Annotated in this window: 6 protein-coding genes and 1 pseudogene; 4 read left to right on the forward strand and 3 right to left on the reverse strand. The window is 39.2% G+C overall.

Annotated features, from left to right (window positions below; genetic code table 11):
* Positions 1–238 precede the first annotated feature (238 nt).
* The 3 genes from gshAB to ACJHV0_RS04030 form a co-directional block, all read right to left on the reverse strand.
* The gene (gene gshAB, locus ACJHV0_RS04020; RefSeq protein ID WP_483133436.1) at positions 239–2,515 is read right to left on the reverse strand and encodes a bifunctional glutamate--cysteine ligase GshA/glutathione synthetase GshB; all 2,277 of its coding nucleotides are present in this window, start codon (positions 2,513–2,515) and stop codon (positions 239–241) included.
* Positions 2,516–2,678: 163 nt separating this feature from the next.
* Complete coding sequence (gene asd, locus ACJHV0_RS04025; protein WP_334232412.1) at positions 2,679–3,569, reverse strand: archaetidylserine decarboxylase; 891 nt, start codon at positions 3,567–3,569, stop codon at positions 2,679–2,681.
* Positions 3,570–3,747: 178 nt separating this feature from the next.
* Complete coding sequence (locus tag ACJHV0_RS04030) at positions 3,748–4,092, reverse strand: ComEA family DNA-binding protein (protein ID WP_334232413.1); 345 nt, start codon at positions 4,090–4,092, stop codon at positions 3,748–3,750.
* A 290-nt stretch (positions 4,093–4,382) separates the two neighbouring features.
* Between ACJHV0_RS04030 and ACJHV0_RS04035 the strand changes: the two genes are divergently transcribed.
* The 4 genes and pseudogenes from ACJHV0_RS04035 to ACJHV0_RS04050 form a co-directional block, all read left to right on the forward strand.
* A complete protein-coding gene (locus tag ACJHV0_RS04035; protein WP_483133437.1) occupies positions 4,383–5,708 on the forward strand; it encodes a LysM-like peptidoglycan-binding domain-containing protein in 1,326 nt (441 codons plus the stop codon).
* Between the two features lie 56 nt (positions 5,709–5,764).
* Positions 5,765–6,184, forward strand: a complete 420-nt coding sequence (locus tag ACJHV0_RS04040) for an MliC family protein (RefSeq protein WP_334253445.1) — start codon at positions 5,765–5,767, stop codon at positions 6,182–6,184.
* A 109-nt stretch (positions 6,185–6,293) separates the two neighbouring features.
* The gene (waaF, locus tag ACJHV0_RS04045) at positions 6,294–7,331 is read left to right on the forward strand and encodes a lipopolysaccharide heptosyltransferase II (RefSeq protein WP_483133438.1); all 1,038 of its coding nucleotides are present in this window, start codon (positions 6,294–6,296) and stop codon (positions 7,329–7,331) included.
* 64 nt (positions 7,332–7,395) lie between these two features.
* Positions 7,396–7,693: pseudogene (locus ACJHV0_RS04050) on the forward strand (lipopolysaccharide heptosyltransferase 1); the annotation flags it as partial.

The raw sequence follows: 7,693 nt of genomic DNA on the forward strand, positions 1-7,693 counted from the left end.
ATTATGGAAGTGTGATCTATATCACATATAAAGATATTTTTTGTTTGTTAATTAGCTTTATTGTGATTTATTTATAACATTTTAATAACAAAATGTTACGGGTATTCTTCATTTTTGTTATATGCTCATTCTTTATTTGGAGTGGTTTTGTGCGAAGTAAAATATAATTGGAGTGCTGATGTATAAATAAAGAGCCATTGATTAATCAACGGCTCCTCTTGAATAGATAATAAGAATTTTAATTACTTATTTCCGGAAACAGCATTTTAATTACTGCTTTGGTTAAACGGCGAGATTTCCCTTGATATGGGAAAATATGCATCATCATCATTGGATTGAAGTTGGCTTCAATTACGCCCCAAGAGCCGAGATATGGCTCGGCAGGTTTTGTGAGATCTGGAATAATTAGATCGACACCGCAGACTTTTGCTCCCATAGCGTGAGCAATTCCTACCGCAATTTGTTTATAGCTCTCGTGCATTTGATCGGTCATATCAATCGAATCACCACCGGTACTAATGTTGGAATTGGCACGCAGCTGAACGGTTTGACCTTTCGCCGGCACGGAATTTACCGTTAAGCCTTGCTCTTTCAATTGTAATTGTTCGATTTCGCCCAAAGCGATTTTTTTCAACGGACTGCGTGAACCGTCCCCTCGTAGCGGATCAGCATTTTTCAGCTCCACCAACTCTTTGACGGAATGCACGCCGTCCCCCACCACATTAGCAGGCACACGCAGAAGCACGGCGAGGGTTTCATCGCCCAGCACAAAGAAACGGTATTCCGTGCCGACCAAATAATCTTCCACCATCACTTCTTTGTCTTCACGGAACGCAATTTCCACCGCTTTTGCAAAATCTTCCCGATTTTTGACCGCTTGTTGGAAAATGGTGATGCCTAAACCGTAGTTGGTGGATTTTGGCTTGATTACTACTGCCTTGCCCTCAAACAGCGGATAGTGAGCCACAGCCTCTTCGAGCGTGGTAAATTCCACACTTTTCGGCACGTTGAAACCGGCTTTCGCCAGCACTTTTTTCGTTACCACTTTGTTTTCCATAATGAGTGGCGAAATGTATTGATCGTGGCTGGTCATATTGCCGTTTTTCACATATTCCAAGTGATCGCCAAATTTCAGAGCAAGGAACTGATCGTTTTCGTCCAATAATTCCGTGCTTATACCTTGTTGGATCAAATCAAAGAAGAGGGCTTGGGTGGAAAGCTCCATATTGTCAAATGCCGATAACGCATAAAAACGCTCAAAAGCTTGGGCTTTGTATTCTTGAGCGAGTTTTGCTCCTAGTGCTTTATAGTTACCGAATTGTTCGATGGCTTTTAGTAAACGTCCATTAACTGTTTTCGTTGGATCAGCAAACTGAGCTAATTTTTCACGCACAAGAGCAAGTCTTTCTTCATTTGAACCAAGATCTTCTAACATCGCTAAAATATGCTTTAAAATTACCTCACCTTCGGTACGGAAAGCGGTTTCCGCTCTTGGATCTTCGAGAGCTACTTGGTAAAGTTTCTGTTTGCCTATTTCTACCTCTTTTTGACCGCTTGCTTCCTCTAGCCACAACATTCCCAACAAGAATGTGTGGATAAATTTCGCATCTTCCAACGTAATGCCGTAAGGGGAGAAAGGGTTGAGATCAAATAGACGGAACTCGGCATATTTCACCCCATTTTCTAATAAATCACGGGCTTTTTTACCGCCACGTAAACGCACATTTGAGTAGAACTCTTTTTCCGCAATCAGCAAGCCTTTCGCCACCTGATCCTCAAGGCTTTCCACATAGCTTTCAAGGTTGTCGTGATTGACTTGAACATCAGCTGAATTGACATAACCATAAGGACTTGAACGCAAGCTACGTACTAATTGCCCCGTTGCAAGCGGTGATTTTTCGTAAAAATATTGCGATTCCACCGTTGGCGTGGCAGCAAGCAAGTAGAGCAAGATCCACTGATAACGCAAGAAGTTATTCGCCAACTTCATATAAAGTGCGTTTTGGTAGGTTTTTAGATCCGAGTATTCCGTTTGCAATGCAAAGGCTTTTTGCACAAATTCCGGCGAAAGTTGGAAGTTATAATGCACACCGCTAACCATCTGCTTATATTTGCCGTAGGTAGCAGACAGATGTTCACGATATTTCACATCCTCGGGGTTATCAAATTGTGCTTCTTGAATCAGGTCTTCCGGCGGTAAACCGGCAGGCATACTTAAAGGAAAAATGTACTCATCTTCCGGCGAAGAGCGTAAAACTACCTCGTGTATTGCCGATAACCAACGAAAACTATCTTCTAATTTCGCATTTGGAGGAGTGATAAGTTCTAACTGGCTTTCTGCAAAATCAGTTTGAATATAAGGGTGGTAAGAACGATTGCCAAATACGGCTGGATGTGGAGTGGTAACAATATTACCAAAGATATCAACACGTTGGCTCTCTTTTTCTAAACCAAAATTTCCTTGTTGAAACAGTAATCCTAAATGATTTTCTCGGATAAGTTGTTGTAGCTTCATTATCTATCCTTATTTAATTTATAAATCGGTAGAACAATAGCATAAATGAAAGGCTTAGTGAAATAGTAGGTTTTATTTTATTGGAATGAGCTAGATGATTTGGTTATGAAAAAAGCCCTTTAAAGCTAAATAGTATATTCAGTTTTAAAGGGCTAATGAGTATTTAAATCAGTCTACCTAATTCTTCTCCCATTCGAGTTTTCATTCCTGCAATCAAGGCTGGGTTGAGATGTACCGTTCCTTTAGGGAAAAGATTAATTACTGTTGAGCCTAAACGGAATGCACCCATTTCCTCACCTTTTCGTAATTTAATCGCTTTTTCACCTTCGGTTTCATAGTTCCAAACGACTACTTCATCAGCTCGAGGTGGGTTAATCACACCTGCCCAAACGGTACTCATACTTGCAGTAACGGTGGCACCCACTAAAATTTGTACCATTGGTCCGAATGCGGTATCAAATTCACAAATTACACGTTCGTTGCGAGCAAATAAGTTTGGAACGTGTTCCGCTAAAAATGGATTTACCGAATATAATTCACCCGGTACATAAATCATTTTACGTAAGGTGGAATCGCACGGCATATGCACACGGTGGTAATCACTTGGCGATAAATAAGTGGTAATAAATGTGCCGTCTTTAAATTTTGCCGCCATTTCTTCATCATTAGCTAATAAGGTTTCTAACGTAAAGTGATGACCTTTTGCTTGTAATAAGCGGTTATCAGAAATTTCGCCTGACTCGCTTACTTTACCGTCTGCCGGAAGGCAAATAGTATTTAAATCATTATTAATAGGACGAACGCCCTCTTTTAATTCACGAATAAAAAATTCGTTAAATGTAGCGTAATCTGAAGGCTCGGTTTTTACTGCTTCAGATAAATTCACTTTGTACTGCTTGGCAAATAATTTAATAATGAAGTGAGTAACTGCTCCCCATTTTTGTTCCGCTAACCAACCTGCGGTTCTGGTAATTGCTAACTGTGGCAATAAGTAATGCAGAGCAATTTTTACACGCTGTAAATAAGTCGGAGTAGGGTATGATTTTAATTGCATTGCGTTTTCCTTTTTTTGATTAAAAACTGAAGTCTGTTTTTAAATGAGGGCGAAGTATAGCAAATACAATGCAAAATAGATAAAAAAATTAAAGATGTTGAAGTGGCTACAAAGAAAAAACAGATAGGGGCTTTGTAGGTTTGCCCACTTCAACATATCCTTGGCTGCTATTAAAACCTTACTCTAAAACAATATTAGCTCGATTTTTCTCTAAGGTTGCCTGCCCGATGCCGGATACTTCGGTTAGCTGTTCCACGCTTTTGAAATTGCCGTTTTTGGTACGGTAATCGACAATTGCTTGGGCTTTTTTTGCACCGATGCCAACTAATTTATCTTGAATTTCCGCAGCTGTTGCAGTGTTGATATTGACCGTATTAGTACTGGTTTGAATTTGAGTAGTCGTTTGCTCCACCGCTTGAGTAGGTACTGTTTCTGCTACTTTAGCGGTTTCAGCGGTTTGTGCCAAGCTGTAAGAAGACAAACCCAGTAACAAACTTAAACTTAGTGCTTTGATGATTTTCATAGGCTTTCCTTTTGGTTGTGAAAATTCAAGGAGAAGAGTAAAAGTGAATTAAAATGACGGCAAGTAGCAAAAATGAATTTTTCGACACAGATCGAAAAAATAGAAAAAGCTAAACTTATTAGCTTGCATTTGGTCTGAAATTAAGCGAGATTACAACAATTTGCAAAAAATTTATGAAAAATGACCGCTATATTGTGTAAATTTATTCAAATAAATTCAAATAAACCGTGAATTGATTTAGAATAACGGCATTTTTATATGAATTAACTCCCATTATTTTTGGAATAAATATGACACAAAATAACTTTCGTAAAGAGCCTGTTTTTGGCGAACCTTTAACTCCTAATCAAGAAAATGAAAAGGTAGAGTCAGCTCAAATAGAATCACAACATAACAAACCTTATGTTTCTCTACATTCAACAAAAGCACCTGCTCATACATTTACGCCAATTATGAAAAGACCTGATGCGACAGTGGAAGATAAAACAGCAGATGTATTTACAGCTAAATCAACAAAAGAATTTCAATTTACCCCTAGCTCAGAGAATACGGAGAGAGTATTGAATGATGTGGAAGAAAATATCTCTGTAGAAACTACATCAGCAATAACGACTAAACCTATTGAAATAAGTGAAAATGTAGAACCTGAAGCGGTTAAGCCTGCTCAAGAAAGTTTTACTACTGAGCGTATTATTCCAAATGCAGCAGCAACTGCAGCAGGGGCAACCTTAGCAGCTACGGCAGCTGTGGCGACTGCAAAAACAAAAGATATTAAAGCGAAAATGCCACCTAAAACACGTCGTTTATTATTAGTAGCATTATTAGGTTTAGCATTATTAGTGTTATTTTTCCTATTAAAACCACGTACGCCTGAAACGGTGGAAGAGTTGCAATCGCAACAAGGTGGTAGTTTACCAATTGAGTTCCGTCCGGTAGATGAGGCAGAAGCAAAACGAGCGGAAGAACAAGCTCGTGCGGAGCAAGAAGCAGCTAAATCACAAGAACAGGCTCAAGCTCAAGAAACTCAGTCGCAAGCACAACAAGAGGCAACAGCTGCAGTAGCACCAAGTCAAACTGAACAACCGGCTTCTAATCAAGTGCAAAATAATCAGCCACAGGCAACACAAGCTCCTGTTGCTGAGCAACCTGTAGCAGTTAAGCCTGTTCAGAATAAACCTGTAGTTGCACAGCCTGCAATCAAGCCAAAAACAGAGGGTAGCGTAATATTCCAACCTGAAACTACTCCAAAACAGCAGCCTAAAGCTGAGCGTGTTGTAGTACAGGCACAAAAAGAGCCGGCAAAAGTAGTGGCTAAACCGGCAGAAAAAGCACCTGTAAAATCTGAATTAGCTAAAACAAATACAGCTTCGGCAGCAGTATCTACTAAAACAATGACAGTGCCAAAAGGTGTATCGTTAATGCAGGTATTCCGTGATAATAATTTAAATATCTCAGATGTGAATGCGATGAGTAAAGTAAATAATGTAGTAAGTAATTTAAAAGTGGGTGAACGAGTAACTGTTCATTTAGATAAAAATAACCGTGTGGTTGAAATGAGCATTGGCTCAGGTGGTAAATTTACACGCCAAGCAAACGGTAGCTATACTTTTAAATAATGAGGAAATAAGAGCAACGCTACAAGCGTTGCTTCTTTGTTTTTAAGGAGGAGTATATGAACTTATTTTCCAAATCCTATAAATTTATTGTTTTGGCGGTATCGGTAGGCTCTTTAGCAGCTTGTACAACCGAGATTATTCCGCCTGTTGAGCAAGTTGAAAAAGTACAAAAAGTGGCAGAACCTGCTAAAACTGTGATTAAGCAGGTCGAGAAAGCGACAGAAATCAATCTATATCTTTGTAAAAACAATAAAAAAGTTGAGGTTGAACGCCAAAGAGTTACAAGGAATACAACAAAAAAAGAAACTATTATGGTTAATTTTCAAGGTTCGACTCATCAACTTTCCCCTGCAGTAACCAAAGATGGTAAAAAATACACGAATATTCGCTGGACGTGGCACGAAATGCGTAATGGCAAAGCATTTTTATATAATACAACGAAAAAAAATCTTGCTGAAAATTGTGTAAAACAATAACAAGCGAGAACAAAAAGCATCGCTTTTGGGGCGTTGGCTTTGCCAATTGCAGCGAAGCTGTGAACAATCCTTACAAGGATTGTTAATGATTTTTAAGAGAATTTTGCAAATGAATATTTTAGTTATCGGTCCTTCTTGGGTGGGGGATATGATGATGTCTCATTCACTCTATCAACAACTCAAAGTGCAATATCCAAATTGTCAAATTGATGTAATGGCTCCGGATTGGTGTCGTCCGCTGTTAGCTCGAATGCCTGAGGTACGGAAAGCCATTTCAATGCCGATTGGGCACGGTTCATTTCGCCTATGTGAGCGTTATCAACTCGGAAAATCATTGAGAAATCAATATGATATGGCAATAGTGTTACCAAATTCATTGAAATCTGCCTTTATTCCGTTTTTTGCGAAAATTGCAACATGTCGAGGCTGGAAAGGCGAAAGTAGATATTTTTTCTTAAATGATCTTCGCTCAAATAAAAATGATTATCCGATGATGGTTCAACGTTATGTTGCGTTAGCCTTTGAACAAGGTGTTATTCCTCACGCTGAACAATTGCCGATTGCTTACCCTTACTTGAAAACCGATAGCCAAGAAATTGAGCAAACCAAAGCAAAATTTGAGAAGCAATTAAGCTATGCAGAAAACCGTCCTGCAATCGGTTTTTGCCCGGGGGCGGAATTTGGACCGGCAAAACGTTGGCCACATTACCATTATGCAGCACTTGCTAAAATGTTGATTGAACAAGGCTATTCTGTGCGTTTATTTGGCTCAAAAAAAGATGAAGAAGTTAGTGAACAAATCCGCTTATCTCTGCCTGAAAATTTACAACGTTATTGCTTAAATTTAGCCGGGCAAACAGATTTAAACCAAGCGGTAGATTTAATTGCCGATTGCCAAGCGGTTGTGAGTAACGATTCGGGGTTGATGCATATTGCTGCTGCCCTAAATAAACCGTTGGTTGCCCTCTACGGTCCAACCAGCCCACAATATACGCCGCCACTGGCTAAAAATGCGGTGATTATCCGCTTGATTGAAGGTGGGTTAATTAAAATCCGCAAAGGCGATGGAGCAGAAGGGTATCATCAAAGTTTGATTGATATTGAGCCGCAAATGGTAATAGAAAAACTCCAAGCATTATTAGCATAAACCCACTACAAGCGGTTGTTTTTGTAAATTTTTTTGTAAAAATCACCGCTTGTTATTTATCAAAATGAAAGTTCTAATTGTAAAAACCTCCTCAATGGGCGACGTATTACACACTTTGCCTGCCTTAACTGATATGCAAAATACAATTCCTAATTTGAGTGTAGATTGGGTTGTTGAAGAAAATTTTGCTGAAATTCCGACTTGGCATCCTATTGTTAATAAAATTATTCCTGTCGCCATTCGTCGTTGGCGAAAAAATTTATGTAAGCGTTCTACTTGGATAGAGTGGCAACATTTTTTGCAAGAACTGAAAAGTGAGCAATATGATGCTGTGATTGATGCTCAAGGGCTTATTAAAAGTG

Source organism: Mannheimia sp. (genome assembly GCF_056854775.1).

Coding starts and splice junctions, on each gene's coding strand:
- gshAB (WP_483133436.1), bottom strand. CDS start 2,515: ATGAAGCTACAACAACTTATCCGAGAAAATCATTTAGGATTACTGTTT.
- asd (WP_334232412.1), bottom strand. CDS start 3,569: ATGCAATTAAAATCATACCCTACTCCGACTTATTTACAGCGTGTAAAA.
- ACJHV0_RS04030 (WP_334232413.1), bottom strand. CDS start 4,092: ATGAAAATCATCAAAGCACTAAGTTTAAGTTTGTTACTGGGTTTGTCT.
- ACJHV0_RS04035 (WP_483133437.1), top strand. CDS start 4,383: ATGACACAAAATAACTTTCGTAAAGAGCCTGTTTTTGGCGAACCTTTA.
- ACJHV0_RS04040 (WP_334253445.1), top strand. CDS start 5,765: ATGAACTTATTTTCCAAATCCTATAAATTTATTGTTTTGGCGGTATCG.
- waaF (WP_483133438.1), top strand. CDS start 6,294: ATGAATATTTTAGTTATCGGTCCTTCTTGGGTGGGGGATATGATGATG.